We start from the raw sequence: 15,911 nt of genomic DNA on the forward strand, positions 1-15,911 counted from the left end.
AGTCTAACCAACTAAACCGTGGTCACGCTACAAAAAGCGCGGCGAATTCAACGTGCAGCAGCCAGATCTGCGCGCATCAACTCACTGGCCTCCACCGGATCCTGGTGCTTGGCAAACCCGCGCAGCCATTCGTCGTAGCCGGGCTGCTCGGTTTCCTGCCAGGGGTGGTAACCCGGCTTGTAGTACTGGATGTAGTGCTTGTGCAGCGGCGCGGCAAAGCCACCGGGCTTCAGCAGCCACCAGATGCCCTTGGCAAACAGTTTGGTGCGCTGCCAGGCACTGAAACCATCGGCCTTGAGCATGGCGTTCGTGAACATCAGGATCACGTACGGGAACATGAACGTGGCATGCACCAGGGCGCCAGCGCGCTTGAAGTAGCCCACCTTGGCGTAATCGATCATCACGTCGTAGGCCACCCCCTTGTGCTCCACCTCTTCGATGGCGTGCCAGGCGTACATGGCGCGCACCTTCGGGTGCGCATCGCCCATGATGTCCCGGTCATCGAACATGGCGTGAGCGCCCAGGGCCGTGAAGTGCTCCAGTGCCCCGGTGATGGCCAAGGTGTATTCGCGGCTGTAGCGGCTGCGGTACTTGTCGAACAGCAGCTTGTCGAGCCAGCCAATGAGCTTGTCCACCGGCATGCCTTGCTTGCGCAGCACGTCGTTGTACTGGTTGTGCACCATGCTGTGCTGGGCTTCCTGGCGGTTGAAGTCCTTGATGTCCTGCAGGAGCTTGGGGTCGGAGACACGGTCACGGAAATCCCGCACCGTGACCATGAAGAACTTCTCTCCCGGGGGGAAGATCAGTGACATCGCATCAAAAAATCGGGTTTTGAAGGCATCGCCACCGAACCAGTACTTCGGGATGCTGGGGTCATCCAGACCAAAATCCAGCTTTTCGCGCGGGATGATGGGGTGCTGCTTGTCAGGGGTGTGTGCCATGTGCGGTCCTTGTCTTTTTGTCTCCAGGATGGCTCCATGTTAAGAAATGGGGAGACAAAGCGACAGGATGGGGGGTGACACCAGGGTTTCGGGCGCGACAAAACCAAACTCGTATTGGCCCAGCACTTGATCCAAAACAAAAAAGCCCCCGAAGGGGCTTGGATGCGGCCTGGCGAGGATCAGGCAAGAGACATGGCCTGGCGCATGTCTTCGCTGGCCTTCACCGGATCGCGTTGATGGCGGTCGAACGCGGCCAGCCATTCTTCGTACCCCGGCTGTTCGGCCTCTTGCCAGGGGTGGTAGCCCGGCTTGTAGTAGGTCCAGTAGTGGCTGAGCATGGGCGCCAGCAAGCCACCCGGCTTGACCAGCCACCACACGCCGCCCACCATGAGCCGGGCACGCTGCAGCATGGTGAAGCCGTCATGGATCAACAACTGGCGCTGGATGACCGCGATCACGTACGGGAACATCAGCGACGCGTGAATCAAACCCAAGGCACGCTTGAAGTAGCCCACCTTGGCGTAATCGATCATCACGTCATAGGCCACCCCCTTGTGCTCCACCTCTTCGATGGCGTGCCAGGCGTACATGGCACGCACGCGGGGGTCGGCCTCCTTCATCACGTCACGCTTGTCGAACAGGCTGTGCGCGATGATGGAGGTGAAATGCTCCAGTGCCGAGGTCAGCGACAGCGTGTGGGCCTTGCTGTACTTGCTTCGGTAGTCCTTGTTGAGCATGGTGTCAACAAACTGGGTGAGGCGGTCAACGTCCACCCCCTGGCGGCGCAGGCGGTCGTTGTCCTGGCGGTGCACCAGGCTGTGCTGCGCTTCCTGGATGTTGAAATCCTTGATCTCTTGCAGCAGCTTGGGGTCGCTGATCTGGTCGCGGTAGTCGCGCACGCAGTTCATGAAGAATTTTTCGCCCGGCGGGAAGATGATGGACAGGGCGTCCCAAAAACGGGTCTTGAACGGATCACCACCAAACCAGTACTTCGGGATGTCCTGATCCAGCCCGAACTGCAGGCGCTCGCGGGGCACGATCGGATGCTTGGCTTCTGGATGAGACATGAAAACTCCTTCGACGTCAGCGGGTACCCATCACAGTGATCGGCACCATGGCTTCAGTCTGAAGGATGCCTGTGCAAACGGTGGCAGGCTGCATGACACAAGGGGTGCGGTCATGACACCCTTGTGAACTATCACCGCGTACTGGCGCGCCCAAACCCCGCCAAGCCCCAGGAAAACCCTTGGCGCCATCGCGTGGTGGACGTGGCTTGGCTTGGGCAGGGCAGGCCGCCCTGCCCGGCTCACAGGCGCTCGCTCACCCAGCCCTGAACACCCGCCAGGGCCTGTGGCAAGGCAGACGCGTCGGTGCCACCGGCCATGGCCATGTCGGGCTTGCCACCGCCCTTGCCGCCCACTTGCTGGGCCACAAAGTTCACCAGCTCGCCAGCCTTGACCTTGCCCGTGGTGTCGGCGGTCACGCCGGCCGCCAACTGCACCTTGCCACCGTCCACAGCCGCCAGCACGATGGCCGCGGTCTTGAGCTTGTTCTTGAGCTGGTCCATGGTGTTGCGCAGCGTGGCGGCGTCGGCGCCATCCAGGCGGGCGGCCAACACCTTCACGCCCTTGATGTCGACAGCCTGCGCCACGAGCTCATCACCCTGGGCAGACGCCAGCTTGCCCTTGAGGGCGGCGATTTCTTTCTCCAGCGCGCGGATCTGCTCTTGCGCAGCGGCCACGCGGGCGGGCACGTCATGCGGGGTGGCCTTGAGCATGGCGGCCAGGCCGTTGACCGTGCCTTCGAGGTTCTGGGCGTAAGCCAGGGCGTTGTCACCGGTGATGGCCTCGACGCGGCGCACGCCCGCGGCCACGCCGCCTTCGGCCACGATCTTGAACAGGCCGATGTCACCGGTGCGCTTGACGTGGGTGCCGCCGCACAGCTCCTTGGACGAGCCGATGCTCAGCACGCGCACGGTCTCGCCGTACTTCTCGCCGAACAGCATCATGGCGCCGCTCTTTTGCGCGTCGTCCAGGGCCATGACCTGGGCCTGCGCGTCGGCGTTGGCCAGGATCTCGGCGTTGACGATCTGCTCGATCTCGCGGATTTCTTCGTCGCTCAGGGGCTGGCCGTGCGAGAAGTCGAAACGGGTGCGGTCGGGCGTGACCTGCGAGCCCTTTTGCTGCACGTGCTCGCCCAGCACCTCGCGCAAGGCCTTGTGCATCAGGTGGGTGGCGCTGTGGTTGCGCACCGTCTTGGCACGCAGCTCGGCATCCACCTTGGCATTCACCGTGTCGCCCACCTTGATGGCGCCTTCGACCACGCGGCCATGGTGGCCGAACACATCGGCCTGGATCTTGATGGTGTCTTCCACCACAAAGCGGCTGCTGGCGTTGCGCAGGTCACCGCTGTCGCCGCACTGACCGCCGGACTCGGCGTAGAACGGGGTGTTGTCCAGCACCACCACGGCGTCATCGCCCGCGTTGGCTTGCTGCACCGGGGCGCCGTCCACGTACACGGCCGTGACCTTGGCGCCTTCGTGCACCAGGTGCTCGTAGCCATGGAAGGTGGTGGCGGCACCGCTGTACTCCAGGCCGGCGGCCATCTTGAACTTGCCGGCGGCACGGGCCTGCTCGCGCTGGCGGGCCATGGCGGCGTCAAAGCCAGCCTGGTCGACGGTCACGTCGCGCTCGCGGCAGACGTCGGCGGTCAGGTCCACGGGGAAGCCGTAGGTGTCGTGCAGCTTGAAGGCGGTGTCGCCATCAATGACCTTGGCGCCCGTGGCCAAGGCGCCTTCCAGGATCTCCATGCCATTGGCGATGGTCTGGAAGAAGCGCTCTTCTTCGGTCTTCAACACCTCGGTGATGCGCTTCTCATGGCTGCGCAGCTCGGGGTAGGCGTCGCCCATCTCGGCCGCCAGGGTGCTGACCAGGGTGTAGAAGAACGGCGTGCGGGCGCCCAGCTTGTAGCCGTGGCGGATGGCGCGCCGAGCAATGCGGCGCAGCACGTAGCCGCGGCCTTCGTTGCTGGGGATGACGCCATCGGCCACGGTGAACGAGGTGGCACGGATGTGGTCGGCGATGACCTTGAGGCTGGGGCTGTTGCGGTCACACCCGTCGCCCTGTTGACCAGCACCAGCGGCGTCCACCGCCGCCTTGGCCGCGTCGATCAGCGACACGAAGGTGTCGATCTCGTAGTTGGAGTGCACGTGCTGCAGCACGGCCGTGATGCGCTCCAGGCCCATGCCGGTGTCCACCGAGGGTTTGGGCAACGGGTGCATCACGCCGTCTTCCGTGCGGTTGAACTGCATGAAGACGTTGTTCCAGATCTCGATGTAGCGGTCGCCGTCTTCGTCGGGGCTGCCCGGGGGGCCGCCGGCCACGTCGGGGCCGTGGTCATAGAAGATCTCGGTGCAGGGGCCACAGGGGCCGGTGTCGCCCATCATCCAGAAGTTGTCGGACATGTAGCGGCCGCCCTTGTTGTCGCCGATGCGCACGATGCGCTCGGCGGGCACGCCCACGGTCTTGTTCCAGATGTCGTACGCCTCGTCGTCTTCAGAGTAAACGGTGACCCACAGCTTGTCTTTGGGCAGCTTGAAGTGCTCGGTCAGCAGCTCCCACGCGAAGCTGATGGCATCGTGCTTGAAGTAGTCCCCGAACGAGAAGTTGCCCAGCATCTCGAAGAAGGTGTGGTGCCGCGCGGTGTAGCCCACGTTGTCCAGGTCGTTGTGCTTGCCGCCGGCGCGGATGCACTTCTGCGAGGTGGTGGCACGGGTGTAGGGCCGCTTGTCGAAGCCCAGGAACACGTCCTTGAACTGGTTCATGCCCGCATTGGTGAACAGCAGCGTGGGGTCATCGCCCGGCACGACAGGGCTGGATGCCACGATGGTGTGGCCCTTGGACTGGAAGAACTCCAGGAAGGTCTTGCGAATGTCGGCTGCTTTCATGCGGCGGCTTTCTAGGGGATCGGATGGGGCAAAGCCCCGGATTATAGATTTCAAGACCAAGTGCCGAGCAAGGTTATCGGAGACCGGCTCAACACCCCCTGCGGGATAGACTCGTCTGCTTTCTGCGCAAAAAGCGTTCAACTTTTTCACAGGAGCACCTGATGCAATTGTGGCTGTCTGCCGGCCTGATCCTGATCATCATGATCTGGGGCACGCTGGCGCCCTCCTCGCTTGGCGCATTCTTCGACCAGGCGCTGGCCACCATCACCACCAACTTTGGCTGGCTGTACCTTTGGGTGGTGCTGGGGCTGGTGATCATGGCGGCGGCGCTGGCCTTCAGCCGCTACGGGGATCTCAAGCTGGGCGATGAGGACGAAGAACCCGAGTTCTCGGTCGGCAGCTGGTTTGCCATGCTGTTTGCGGCGGGCATGGGCATCGGGCTGGTGTTCTGGGGCGTGGCAGAACCCTTGTCTCATTACGGCGCGCCACCACCCGGTGTGTTGGCCAACACCCCCGAGGCCGCCAATGCCGCCATGCGCTACAGCTTTTTCCACTGGGGACTGCACCCCTGGGCGGTTTACAGCGTGGTGGCCCTGGCCATTGCGTTCTTCTCGTTTCGTCGAGGCCGGCCCGCCCTGATCAGCTCGGCCACAGAGGCCTTGCCTTTTTCGTGGGCCCCCAGGCTCACCGTGGTGGTCAATGTGCTGGCGGTGGTGGCCACCGCTTTTGGCGTGGCCGCCTCGCTGGGCATCGGCGCCCTGCAGATCAACAGTGGCCTGCACGCGGTGTTTGGCCTCGAGGTGGGCCTGGCGTCTCAACTGGCCATCATCGCCGTCACGACGGTGCTGTTTCTGGCGTCCGCCCTCACGGGCGTGGGCAAAGGCATCAAGTGGCTGTCCAACATGAACCTGCTGCTGGCACTGGCCTTGATGCTGGTGGTGTTCATGGTGGGGCCCACCGTGGCCATCATTGACACCTTCACCAACACCCTGGGCGCCTACGCCAGCGACTTCGTGAGGATGAGCCTGCGCATGACCCCCTTCCGCGACAGCGGCTGGGTCGGTGGCTGGACGGTCTTTTACTGGGCATGGTGGATCGCCTGGTCGCCCTTTGTGGGCCTGTTCATCGCCCGCGTATCACGAGGGCGCACGATCCGCGAGTTCATATTCGGCACCGTGGCGGCGCCCACCCTGGCGGGCTTTGTGTGGTTTTCCGTGTTTGGCGGCGCTGCGCTGCACATGGAAATCTGGCAGCACGTGCCCTTGGCCGAAGCCGTTCAGGCCGACGTCTCAACCGCGCTGTTTGTCATGTTTGAGGCGCTGCCCTTCGGCTCGGTGATGTCGCTGCTGGCCACCTGCCTGGTGCTGCTGTTTTTCGTCACCTCGGGTGACTCGGCCACCCTGGTGCTGGGCATGATGAGCACGGGTGGACAACCTGACCCTGGCAGCAAAATCAAGGTGATGTGGGGGCTGCTGGTGGCCGGGATCGCAGCGATCTTGCTGGTGGCTGGCGGCGTCAAGGCCGTGCAGACCGCCACCATCGTGTTTGCACTGCCCTTCACGCTGGTCATTGTCCTGATGGCCTACGCGCTGTGGCGCGCCATCGACCACGACTGGCACGAGCACGACGCGCGCCGCAAGGCATTGAACCGCCGGCTGCGCCAGTTGGCCGACCAGCCCCCCAAGAGCTGAGCGCATGACCATCGACCTCTTGCTGGCGCTGGGCAAAAGCTTCCTGTTCGTGCTGGCGGCGATGCTGCCCATCCTGAATCCGGCGGCCACGGCGCCCGTGTTCCTGTCCTTGACCGAGGGGGCCTCGCCCTTGACACGGACGCTGCTGGCACGGCGAATTGCCATCAACGCGTTCTGGCTGATGGCCGGCTCCATGCTCGTGGGCTCTTATGTGCTGGACCTGTTCGGCATCTCGCTGCCCATCGTCCGCATTGGCGGAGGGCTCATCCTGGCTGCGATGGCCTGGCGGCTGCTGGGTGCCACGCCGTCCATGCCCGACAGTCGGGCCGCACTGGCAGAGTCATTCACCCCGGAGCATGCCCGCCGTCAGGCCTTCTATCCACTCACCTTCCCCATCAGCTGTGGCCCCGGGTCGGTGGCGGTGGCCATCACCGTGGGGGTGGCCTTGCACGAAGCCAGCCTGGTGACCTCGCTGGTGCGCATGGCTGGCGCCTTGGTGGCCGTGGCCTTGGTGGCGCTGTTGATGTTCCTGGCGTTTCGTTACGCCGCCCGCCTGCTGCACGCGCTGGGCGATGCCGGCACGGCGGTGTTTCTGCGCCTGTCGGCGTTCATCCTGTTGTGCATGGGCGTGCAGATCGTCTGGGACGGCGCCAGCGAGCTGGTGCGCACCTTGTGGAGCAGCCTGCCTCGCTGAGCCCCCTCGCATGCGCGCCCCCATCCTCCAACGCCCTACGCCATCGTCATCCAGCAACCCATCACACACACCAACACCCACCGTGCTGAAAAGAACCTGTCTGCCGCTGCCGAGCATTCACCCAGGCATCGCCTTGATCGCCTGGTGCGCCACGCTGAGCGGCGTTGCCGGCGCCACCACCACCACCACCACCACGGCGCCAGCCACCGAAGTTGATTGGTACGCCTCGCTGAGGGTGCAGGCCGAATCCGTGCACCCGGACCACCGTGACGCGCTGGCTCGCTACACGGGGCTGCGCGATGCCTATTCGCGCGTGGGTGTGTCGGTGCGGCACCAGGTGCGCGACGGCATCGCGCTGACCGGGCAGCTGGAGCTGCCCGTGGACGTGCCGAACCTGTCACTGCAAGACCCCTATGACCAGGGCGACGCCCCTGACGGCAGCCCCGAGCGTCTGCGCATTGCCCGTGTGGGCGTGCAGGCGCCCTGGGGCACCCTGCACTGGGGACAACAATGGATGCCGTACTACAACGCCATCTCCGCGCCGGTGGATGCCTTCAGCAGCTACTACAGCGGATTTGCCACCTACACCGTGTTCAGGGTGCGCCATACCGTGGCCTACAACAGCCCGGAGTTTCAGGGCTTCAGCGTGTCGGCCGCCTACGCGCCCGCGCGGGGCAATCGCCGCTCCACGTCTCGCATTGACGACGAGCGGGTGCAAATGGCCGTGACCTACCAACACGGCCACACCCGGCTGGCCGTGGCCATGGACGATCGCGGCGACGCCGGCACCGGACGCAATCGGCTGTATGGCCTGTCGGCCAGTCATGCGATGGGCGCCTGGCAGTGGGCGGCCAAGTACGAGCGCTTTGACACCAACAACCACACCCCGGGCAGCTTCAGCCGCGACGGTAACCAGGCCGCCAGCCTGCTGGTCACGCACCGCCGCGGCGCCAACACCTTCAAGGCCATGTGGGCACGCGTCGCCGGCTACGGCGAGCACATCGTGCACCTGGGCATCGACCATCAACACGATGCATGGCTCAAGGTTTTTCTGGAGTACTACCGGGAGGCTGAAACCGCCGCACTGACCTCCCGAGGCGACGGGCTGTCGGGGCTGAGCGCGTCCACCAGCGGTGGCCACGCCTGGATCCTGGGGCTGCGCCGCGACTTCTGAGCCCCCAAAGCAATGCCTCTCTATGATGGTGGCTGGGATGCCCCCACGGAGACCAACACATGACATCACCGCTGAGCCAACTGCAGGACCTCACCTTGCTCAAAACCCAGGCGCTGATCGATGGCGACTGGGTGGATGCACCCGAACGTTTTGCCGTGATCGACCCGGCCACCGGCCATCCTCTGGCCGAGGTGCCCAACCTGGGGGCCGCCCACACCGAGGCGGCCATCGAGGCCGCCCATCGCGCCTGGCCCGCCTGGCGCGCCATGACGGCCAAAGCCCGCGGCGCCGTGCTGATGAAATGGTTTCAGCTGATCCAGCAACACGCCGACGACCTCGCCCACATCCTGACGGCCGAACAGGGCAAGCCACTGGCCGAGGCCAAGGGCGAGGTGGGCTATGGCGCCAGCTTCATCGAGTGGTTTGCCGAAGAAGCCCGGCGGGTGTATGGCGAAACCATCCCCACCACCGATCCCAGCAAGCGCTACCTGGTCATCCGCCAGCCGATCGGCGTGTGCGCCGCGATCACGCCCTGGAACTTCCCCATCGCCATGATCACCCGCAAGGTGGCCCCGGCCCTGGCGGCCGGCTGCCCGGTGGTGATCAAACCGGCTGAGGCCACGCCACTGTCGGCCCTGGCCCTGGCCGAACTGGCCCAGCGCGCGGGCATGCCAGCTGGCGTGCTCAATGTGCTGACCGCCGATGGACAACGCTCGGTGGACGTGGGCCAGGCGCTGTGCGCCAGCGATGTGGTGCGCCACCTGTCGTTCACCGGATCCACCGAAGTGGGCCGCATCCTGATGAAACAATGCGCGCCCACCATCAAGAAGCTGGCGCTGGAGCTGGGTGGCAACGCCCCCTTCATCGTGTTTGACGATGCCGACCTGGACGCCGCCGTCGAAGGCGCCATGGTCAGCAAATACCGCAATGCGGGGCAGACCTGCGTGTGCGCCAACCGCTTGTACGCCCAGGCGGGCATTTACGATGCCTTTGTGCACAAGCTGGCCGCCAAGGTGCGCGAGATGCGCGTGGGCAATGGTTTTGTGCAAGGGGTGAGCCAAGGCCCCCTGATCGACGCCGAGGCCCTGGGCAAGGTGGAAGCCCTGGTGGGCGACGCCCTGGGCAAAGGTGCCCGGGTGGTGACGGGCGGCCAGCGAGCCGACATGTCAGGTGGCCACTTCTACCAGCCCACGGTGCTGGCCGATGTGAGCGCCGACATGCGCATGGCGCGCGAAGAAATCTTCGGCCCGGTGGCCCCGGTGTTCAAGTTCGACACCGAGGCCGACGCCATCGCCATGGCCAATGCCACCGAGTTCGGGCTGGCCAGTTATTTCTACAGCCGCGACGTGGGCCGCATCTTCCGGGTGGGCGAGGCGCTGGAATACGGCATGGTGGGCGTCAACACCGGGCTGATCTCCACCTGCGAGGTGCCCTTTGGTGGCGTCAAACAATCCGGTTTGGGCCGCGAAGGCGCGCGTCAAGGCATCGACGACTACCTGGAAACCAAGTACCTGGCCCTGGGTGGGCTGGACCGCTGAACGCACCATGAAAAAGGCCCGTCAGTGACGGGCCTTTTGGATTCATGCTGGAGCGGGTGATGGGAATCGAACCCACGTATCAAGCTTGGGAAGCTGGCGTTCTACCATTGAACTACACCCGCGTGCAGCGCAGATTGTAGCGCCCGGTGAGCCTGGCCGCGCGTGCCTGTTGCAAGCGGGGCTCAGTGCGCCAGCTTGCGGCGAGACACGAAGGCGATGCCTGCCAGACCCAGGCCCAGCATGACCGACGACGACAGCTCGGGCACGGCGGTCACGTTGGCCATGAAAGGCTTGTCCGACACACCAAACCGCAGCGACGGCGATATCTCCACGTCCAGCGTGCCGAAATCCAGCAAGGGCAAGGCCGCCGACAAGAACGACGGCAACTGCAACGCCGACATGAAGGCGCCTTGTGCGCCGGTGGTCAGCATCATGTTGGTCAGGCTCATGTCCAGCGACAGCCCGCCCGTGGTCGACAGGTGCAGGTCCTTGTCGACCTTGAACGCGTAAACGTCAAACGACTTGGTGGTGCCGGCGGCGGTCGTGAGGTCGGCCATCAGGATGTTGCGCTTGAAATCCAGCTCGAAGTTGGACAAGGCCAGCGCACCCTTGTTGTTCTGGATCAGCAACGACGACCCGGTGGCCTCACCCGAGACGGGGGTGGTGGCAAACGGGAACAAGGTCTGGCTCAGCGCGACCTGCGTGACGGGCATCATGAAACTCCAGCCGCCATCGTTGGCCACGGTGTTGCCCATGGCGGACACGGACACGCCCATGTTCGTCATCAAGGTGCTGGACATTTCAGAAAACTTGAACGTCGCTTCCGCATCGATCAAGGTGGTTGGCAAGGTCAAGGTGATGGCCTGTGCGCTGCCGGCCCCCCATGCCAGGGCGGAGGCTGCCAAGGTGTGGATCCAACGGTTCTTGAGGGTGCTCATCTGGTACTCCTGACGCCTTGCCGGGCTCGCAAACCAGCCCGTGTATCAAAGCGAAACAACATGGGATAAGCATCTCAAAAACCACCCATTTCAGGGGTTCTAAGGTCGGCACTCAGATGGCGAACGGTCTACTTCGTCACGGAGACACCAGACTTGGTGAGTACGCTGAGTCTCGCCGACCACACGTAGAATCCCGGCCCATGAGCGACACCCCCCCCTCCGAGCACAACGACCCCACCGAGGCCGAACGTGAATCCTCCACGGTTCAGCACCCGCGCAGCATTCGCAGCTTCGTCATGCGTGCGGGCCGCACCACCGAAGGTCAGGCTCGGGCCCTGAGTGAACTCGGCCCCCGCTTCGTGCTGCCCTTCCAGGACACGCCACTGGACCTGGCGGCCACCTTCGGGCGCCAAGCCCCCGTGGTGCTGGAGATCGGCTTCGGCATGGGCGACGCCACGGCCAAGATCGCCGAAACCCTCCCAGGCACCGACTTCATTGGCTGCGAGGTGCACGAACCTGGCGTGGGCGCACTGCTCAAGCAGATCGGCGAGCGTGGTCTCAGCAACCTGCGACTGGTGCGCCACGATGCCGTGGAGGTGATGGAGCACATGATCGCGCCGGACACGCTGGCAGGCGTGCACATCTTCTTTCCGGACCCCTGGCACAAGAAGCGGCATCACAAGCGCCGCCTCATCCAGGCGCCGTTCGTGGCCCACCTGGTGACGCGCCTGGCCCCAGGTGGCTACCTGCACTGCGCCACCGACTGGGAGCCCTACGCCCACCAGATGCTGGAGGTGCTGGGCGCCGAGCCCCAGTTGCGCAACACCGCCGAGGGCTTTGCCGAAAAGCCCGCCTACAGACCACTGACCAAGTTCGAAAACCGCGGTCTCCGGTTGGGGCATGGGGTGTGGGACCTGGTGTTCCAAAAGCGCAGCTGATCACCAAAGCGCCATAAAACCGACGCGGGCCCGCTGCTCCCACTGGACGGCGCACGCTGGCCGCGCTAGGCTTGCAGCCAACGGGAGTTTGCTGCGTGACCGACCTGCCCGCCTTGCCACCCCCCTGGGACGACGAGAAGCGCGCCGTCCACCGGCTGAAGTCGGCCGTGCTGAACTCGGCCGCCTTGAGCGCGGCCACCTCGAACTCGGCCGCCCCGCCACTGAGCCCATGGGACTGGCCCGTGGTGCGTGAGCTGGCCACCCCCTGGCTGCAGCACCTGCGTGAGCACCCCCCTTCGTTCTGGGCCATGGAAAGCCTGTTGCAGGCCTACCCGCTGTCCAGCGCGCAAGGCCTGGCACTGATGCGGCTGGCCGAGGCGCTGCTGCGAATCCCCGACGCCGACACCTTGCACCTGCTGGTGAGCGACCAGTTGGAGCACGGTCACTTCGATCACCTGCCGTCAGACGCTCTCAGCGCCCACCCCTGGTGGGAGGCCCTGTCACACCGGGTGTTGCACCTGGCAGCGCACATGCTGCCACCGCACACGCCCTCGTCGCCCCAAGATCACCACGGCGCGCTGGTCAGTGTGCTTGAGCGCCTGGGACAGCAAGCCACGGTCAAAGCCACCTTGCATGCGGTGGCCTTGCTGGGGCGCCAGTTCGTGCTGGCGCCCCGCATCGAGTCGGCGTGGCAGCAGGCCCGGCGCGAATCGGCGGCCGCAGAGGCGCACACCGCGTGGAGCTTCGACATGCTTGGCGAAGGGGCACGCACCTGGGCCGATGCCGACCGCTATCTGGCGGCCTACGAGCACGCCTTGAACCACCTGGCCGACCAGCAGGCGGCCGGCCAGGGCCTGTCGGTCAAGCTGTCGGCCCTGCACCCCCGGTACGAGCACCGGCACGAAGACGACGTGGTGCGCCAGTTGCTGCCGCGCGTGGTGACGCTGGCCCGTCAGGCCGCCCAGCACGACCTGTTGCTCACGCTCGACGCCGAAGAAAGCGACCGCCTGGGCCTGCAACTGAAGGTGATCAACGCCTTGCTGCAGGCCCTGAGCGACGCCCGCGTGTCGCCCGCGTGGCAGGGGCTGGGCATGGCGGTGCAGGCCTATCAGTTCAGGGCACCCGCACTTGTCCAGCGACTGGCCAGCCTGGCCCAGACACACCAGCGCACCTTGAGCATTCGCCTGGTCAAGGGCGCCTACTGGGACGGCGAAATCAAGCGCGCGCAAGAGCTGGGCTTGCCCGGCTACCCGGTGTACACCCGCAAATCGCACACCGACCTGGCCTACCTGTCGTGCGCTCGCCTGCTGCTACAACACAGTCCGCAACTGCGCCCGCAATTTGCCACGCACAACGCCGTCACCATCGCCGCCGTGATGTCCATGGCCAGGGCCATGGGCGTCAAGCCCACGCAGTACGAGTGGCAACGCCTGCACGGCATGGGCGAGTCCACCTACGCCTGCATCCGCGAACACACCGATGCAGCGCACATGGCGCCTGTGCGGGTGTATGCGCCCGTCGGGCCGCAGCGCGAGCTGCTGGCCTATCTGGTGCGGCGCCTGCTGGAAAACGGGGCCAACTCCTCGTTCGTGCACCGCCTGGCCGACCCGCACGTCACGCTCGATGAGTTGCTGGTCGCGCCATGGGACGGCACGGAGGATGAAGCGCCATGGCCTGAGCCCTGCCAAGCCTGGGGCGGCCCACACACGCAAGCACCTGGCCGCGACCTCAGCCACCCGGAGCACCTGCGCCTGCTGGATGAGGCCATCCAGAACGCACGCCAACAGGCACAGCAAGGGCGGGGGGTGCCCCCTGCACCCGTGCCCGCCGCGCAAGCCAGCCAGTTGATGGCGGCACTCCATCAGGCCTGGCCCGACTGGGAGCTCACCCCCTGGTCAGACCGCATTGCCGTGCTCGAACGCGTCGCCGATCAACTGTCTCAACACCTGGATGACTGGGCGGCCGACCTGGTGATCGAGGCGCACAAGACCATCGACGATGCGGTGGCCGAGGTGCGCGAAACCATCGACATGGCCCGCTACTACGCCCATCAGGCCCGCGTGTTGGCGCAGGGGCAATCCCTGCCCGGGCCCACCGGCGAAGACAACCGGTGGCTGCTGCGCGGCCGGGGGGTCTTGGTGTGCATCGCCCCCTGGAACTTCCCCCTGGCCATCTTTGGGGGGCAGGTGATGGCAGCGCTGGTCACGGGCAATGCCGTGGCAGCGAAGTCGGCGCCACAAACGCCACGCATCGGCGAACGGTTCGTGCGCCTGCTGCAGGCTTGTGGCGTACCAGACAGCGTGCTGCACCACGTCCCTGGAGACGGCCTCACGGGTGCGGCCCTGGTGGCCCACCCTCAGTGCGCCGGAGTGGTCTTCACAGGCTCATGCGACACCGCCAAGCGCCTGCAACGCAGCCTGGCAGAGGGCCACCGCCCCATCGTGCCCCTGATCGCCGAAACAGGCGGCATCAACGCCATGATCGTTGACAGCAGCGCCTTGCCCGAGCAGGTGGTGGACGCGGTGATCCACAGCGCGTTTCACAGTGCCGGTCAACGCTGCTCTGCCCTGCGGCTGTTGTGTCTGCACCAGGCCGTGGCCATCGACATGGAGCGCATGCTGAGCGGGGCCATGCAATGCCTGCGACTGGGTTGGCCCTATGATCCCCGCACCGACATCGGCCCGGTCATCGACCAGGCCGCTGCCGAGCGCCTGAAACGCTGGGAACACACCCTGGAAGCCCGTGCGGCCCAGCCTGGCAGCGGTGTGTCGCTGCTGGCACGCACCCCCTGGCCTGAGCCAGGGCACCCCCCTGGGTCAGATGGCCTGCATTGGGTGGCGCCCTCGGCCTGGCGCCTGCCCAACGTGGCGGCGCTCGATGCCGAACACTTCGGCCCCATCCTGCATGTGGTGCACTGGGGACCGGGCACCAGCGCCCCCACGCTGGAGGCGCTGGTGCAGCAGATCAATGCCCAGGGTTTTGGGCTGACGATGGGGTTGCACACCCGGCTGGACACGCGGGTCGAGGCCGTTCAGCGCCTGGCCCGGGTGGGCAACCTCTATGTGAACCGCGGCATGACGGGCGCGGTCGTGGGGGCCCAGCCCTTTGGTGGTCAGGGCTGGAGCGGCACCGGGCCCAAAGCGGGCGGCCCCTGGTATCTGCAGCGCTTCACCACCGAGCAGGTGGTGAGCATCAACACCACCGCCGCAGGGGGCAATGCCACCCTGCTGGCCGGCCTTACTCGCTGAACTTGTAGTCGGTTTTGGCCGACTTGCGCAGGTCTTCCTGGAACTTGGCCAGCTTGGCCTGCTTCTGGCGCTGCAGCAACTGCTCTTTGACCTCGTCAAAGCTGGGGAACGCCGTTTCGCGCACATCTTCGAGCTTGATGATGTGCCAGCCAAACTGTGACTGCACCGGCGCAGCACTGACCTGGCCCTTGCTCAGCTTGACCAAAGCCGCCGAGAACTCGGGTACGTAGTTCCCGGGGTTGGCCCAATCCAGATCACCGCCGTTGGGGCCAGAGCCTGGATCCTTGGAGTGCTTCTTGGCCAGCTCTTCAAACTTGGCGCCGCCCTTGATCTGGTCGAGCAGCTTCTTGGCTTCAGCCTCAGACTCCACGAGGATGTGACGTGCACGGTACTCCTGACCGCCGTTGGCCGCCTTGATCTGGTCGTATTCGGCGCGGGCCTCGGCCTCATCGGGCGGGTTCTTGGCCTCGAAGTTCTTGAACAGCGCCTGGATCAGGATGGCCTGGCGGGCCAGCTCCATCTGCGCACGGTAATCGGCAGAGGCCTGCAGGCCGCGGCGTTGGGCTTCTTGCAGGTAGATCTCGCGGATCACGACTTCGTCGCGCAGCTTGGCTTCGATGTCGGGCGTCATTTCCAGCTTGCCACCCTGCGCGCGCATAACCTGTTCGGCCAGTGCATCAACGCGGGCCTTGGGCACGCCCTTGCCATTGACGATGGCGATGTTCTGGGCCAGGGCCGAGGCGGAGCTCAGCGCCAGCAGGGCCGACACGATGGCGGCCTGTGCAAAGCGGGTGGATTTCATG

11 protein-coding genes and 1 tRNA gene are annotated in these 15,911 nt (G+C 65.3%); 6 read left to right on the forward strand and 6 right to left on the reverse strand.

Annotated features, from left to right (window positions below):
• Positions 1-47: 47 nt before the first annotated feature.
• The 3 genes from WNB94_RS13310 to alaS all read right to left on the reverse strand — a co-directional run bounded on the left by WNB94_RS13310 (position 48) and on the right by alaS (position 4,887).
• On the reverse strand, positions 48-941 hold the full coding sequence (locus WNB94_RS13310) for a metal-dependent hydrolase (RefSeq protein ID WP_341390903.1): 894 nt from the start codon (positions 939-941) through the stop codon (positions 48-50).
• 179 nt (positions 942-1,120) lie between these two features.
• Positions 1,121-2,008 (reverse strand): metal-dependent hydrolase, encoded by an 888-nt coding sequence (locus WNB94_RS13315; protein WP_341390904.1) that lies wholly within the window; start codon positions 2,006-2,008, stop codon positions 1,121-1,123.
• Positions 2,009-2,247: 239 nt separating this feature from the next.
• Positions 2,248-4,887, reverse strand: coding sequence for an alanine--tRNA ligase (gene alaS, locus WNB94_RS13320; RefSeq protein WP_341390905.1), 2,640 nt, complete (start codon positions 4,885-4,887; stop codon positions 2,248-2,250).
• Between the two features lie 161 nt (positions 4,888-5,048).
• Between alaS and WNB94_RS13325 the strand changes: the two genes are divergently transcribed.
• The 4 genes from WNB94_RS13325 (at position 5,049) to WNB94_RS13340 (ending at position 9,984) form a co-directional block, all read left to right on the forward strand.
• Positions 5,049-6,578, forward strand: coding sequence for a BCCT family transporter (locus tag WNB94_RS13325; RefSeq protein WP_341390906.1), 1,530 nt, complete (start codon positions 5,049-5,051; stop codon positions 6,576-6,578).
• Between the two features lie 4 nt (positions 6,579-6,582).
• Positions 6,583-7,272, forward strand: a complete 690-nt coding sequence (locus WNB94_RS13330) for a MarC family protein (RefSeq protein WP_341390907.1) — start codon at positions 6,583-6,585, stop codon at positions 7,270-7,272.
• Between the two features lie 82 nt (positions 7,273-7,354).
• Positions 7,355-8,446 (forward strand): porin, encoded by a 1,092-nt coding sequence (locus WNB94_RS13335; RefSeq protein WP_341390908.1) that lies wholly within the window; start codon positions 7,355-7,357, stop codon positions 8,444-8,446.
• 59 nt (positions 8,447-8,505) lie between these two features.
• Positions 8,506-9,984, forward strand: coding sequence for an NAD-dependent succinate-semialdehyde dehydrogenase (locus WNB94_RS13340; protein WP_341390909.1), 1,479 nt, complete (start codon positions 8,506-8,508; stop codon positions 9,982-9,984).
• Positions 9,985-10,032: 48 nt separating this feature from the next.
• Here WNB94_RS13340 and WNB94_RS13345 read toward each other — a convergent pair.
• Both WNB94_RS13345 and WNB94_RS13350 read right to left on the reverse strand, forming a co-directional pair.
• A tRNA-Gly gene (locus WNB94_RS13345) sits at positions 10,033-10,106 on the reverse strand.
• A 60-nt stretch (positions 10,107-10,166) separates the two neighbouring features.
• A complete protein-coding gene (locus tag WNB94_RS13350) occupies positions 10,167-10,922 on the reverse strand; it encodes a hypothetical protein (RefSeq protein WP_341390910.1) in 756 nt (251 codons plus the stop codon).
• Positions 10,923-11,218: 296 nt separating this feature from the next.
• Here WNB94_RS13350 and trmB point away from each other — a divergent pair, with 296 nt between their 5' ends.
• Positions 11,219-11,860 (forward strand): tRNA (guanosine(46)-N7)-methyltransferase TrmB, encoded by a 642-nt coding sequence (trmB, locus tag WNB94_RS13355; RefSeq protein ID WP_510166943.1) that lies wholly within the window; start codon positions 11,219-11,221, stop codon positions 11,858-11,860.
• Between the two features lie 95 nt (positions 11,861-11,955).
• On the forward strand, positions 11,956-15,108 hold the full coding sequence (gene putA, locus WNB94_RS13360) for a bifunctional proline dehydrogenase/L-glutamate gamma-semialdehyde dehydrogenase PutA (protein ID WP_341390912.1): 3,153 nt from the start codon (positions 11,956-11,958) through the stop codon (positions 15,106-15,108).
• Here putA and WNB94_RS13365 read toward each other — a convergent pair.
• On the reverse strand, positions 15,098-15,910 hold the full coding sequence (locus tag WNB94_RS13365; protein ID WP_341390913.1) for a peptidylprolyl isomerase: 813 nt from the start codon (positions 15,908-15,910) through the stop codon (positions 15,098-15,100). The two genes, putA and WNB94_RS13365, sit on opposite strands and share 11 nt — an antisense overlap.
• Position 15,911: the final 1 nt, after the last annotated feature.

This window comes from Aquabacterium sp. A3 (genome assembly GCF_038069945.1).
Lineage (GTDB): Bacteria > Pseudomonadota > Gammaproteobacteria > Burkholderiales > Burkholderiaceae_C > Aquabacterium.